2 protein-coding genes and 1 pseudogene are annotated in these 1913 nt (G+C 55.6%); all 3 read right to left on the reverse strand.

All coding sequences use genetic code 11. The features are described 5' to 3' along the window. Window positions 1–84: 84 nt before the first annotated feature. Entirely contained in the window at window positions 85–693 is a 609-nt protein-coding gene (locus tag BKH32_RS13045; protein ID WP_075250416.1) for an Imm5 family immunity protein, read from the reverse strand. A gap of 34 nt (window positions 694–727) precedes the next feature. Then, window positions 728–1312, reverse strand: a complete 585-nt coding sequence (locus BKH32_RS14830; RefSeq protein ID WP_430383809.1) for a hypothetical protein — start codon at window positions 1310–1312, stop codon at window positions 728–730. A 172-nt stretch (window positions 1313–1484) separates the two neighbouring features. Further along, window positions 1485–1734, reverse strand: a pseudogene (locus BKH32_RS13050) (transposase); the annotation flags it as partial. Window positions 1735–1913: the final 179 nt, after the last annotated feature.

Below are 1913 nucleotides of genomic sequence, written 5' to 3' on the forward strand. Positions count from 1 at the left end.
AGAAACACCACGCACTCCAGAGTAGACTGATTCGCCTCCAACACCCTCCGTCTGTTGTAGGGCAACCTGTCTTGCAGAGCTTACTTAACTATTGAGAACTGATGGAATAGCGTCGTTAAGGTACCACATCCAGAAAGCCCGACGAGCCTCAACGTCAACCTCATCGGCAGGTCTCCAATTCATGCCTCCCGCGACCGCACACGCACACGCATAACTACAGTCCAAGGAATCTGGCAGAAGCTCGTCGTCATCCTCTATAGTTTCATCAATGTCGGCGTACGGGTCTCGATAGCAAGTTGATGCGATGAGTTGTCTAGCCGCATCGGCGACCATGATGGCGCGATGGTTTGCAGGATTTGTGGCGGCTCTGTCTAAATTTTGGAAGAAGCGGTGTGCTTCTATTTCCGCTCGATCGGCACTAACTTGTCGTTCCACGACCTGGTGAGCCAATGTTAGCATATCCTCTAATGAGGGATTATTGGGGAATGATGCGGTCCATAGATGCTGGACGTGGCGCACACACTTCTCCTGTAAAGAAATGCGAAGTCGGTAAGAGCGTTCTGCATCTTGAGTATCGATCATTGCAGCATAGATCCTCATGCGTCGTCCTATAGATAGAATTCCTTTACTGTTGGCACCTACTTCTGTTGCGGCAATTTTTATCTCGGCTGCAAGTGTTTTTGCGTCGATCATTGTTTCTCCAAGTGTCAGCTTGGTTTTGTTCTAGTTAAAAGTATGTGGAAGGAACTGTCTCATTTGGGTTAAAAATTCGTCCGTCTGGAGCAGCGATAGTTCCATCTGACCTAAATCTCCACACGCCATTCGGGTCTGTGACGTAACAATCTCTTCCTTGGTATTGAGCAAGGCTGCGAAACCATCCGTTACAGTCTTCGCAAATTGGTTTAGATACCCCCAGGTGGGGCCATTTGGCAGTAAGTGCTTTTTGTCTTTCTGTGTGTGATGCGTGATAAAGTCCGGGGGTGCCCTGATCGTAGGGGTGTGGAGTGCGAGGGTATCCCATTTCATCTGTGACTCTCAATACTTCACTGACATTCGGCTTTTGGAAGCCTGATGGTCTCCGTTCCTCACTCCATCCACTTAGTGCATGTTCAGATTCAGCGGGATGCTCTGACGATACGGTTTTCGTCCTATATCGTCGCTGCTGATGCACTTTTCTCGCGGCTTCTGTGGCTTTGGTGTGTGCTGCTTGTGATTCTGCGACGCGTTGGGCTTCGGTTCTGGCTGCTGCTTGTTCGGTGGCTTTAGCTGCTTTCTTGCCTCCTTGTCTCAGGGCGCTGCGGCTGGCGGCCATGTCCCTGGCGGTAGTGCGGGCGATGGTGTGTGCGCCGGCTCCGAAAACTGAACCTGGGATGAAGGTCAGAGCGAAGTCGAACAGGTCCCAGGCTAACTGGCCTGCGGTGACGTTGCTGAGGTATGAGGAGGTCGCCGCAGCAGGGTCGCGGATGAAGGAGGCCAGGCCGTGGCCGTGGGCCGCGGCCCGCGATCACTCGTTGGATCCGGCGGCGGCACTGGTCGAGCTTGCCGGCAGCCAGGGACACGACATGAGAGGGCTCCATCACCGCCCGGGCCTGTGGGAGCTCCTCGCCTGCAGCGCTCTTGAACCCGGTGAACCCGCCCCGTGGCTACCACCTCAACCCGCCCACGCCAGGACTCACCCCGAGCGGCGAGCCAGGTCTTGAAGACCTTCTTGGACCGGCCCGGAACCACGTGAATCGCCCCGGGTTTGATGGAGGCAGTGATGACACGGAAGGATCACTGTCATGGGACAGAAGAAGTACCCCGATGAGCTGCGGTAGCGGGCCGCGAGGACGGGCGTTGGACGCGTTGGCTGACCCGGCGCGGGCCAAGGGCGCGATCCGCAGGATCGCCGACGAGCTGGGTGTCCACCCCGA

The organism is Actinomyces oris (assembly GCF_001929375.1).
In the GTDB taxonomy this organism is placed as follows: Bacteria; Actinomycetota; Actinomycetes; order Actinomycetales; family Actinomycetaceae; genus Actinomyces; species Actinomyces oris_B.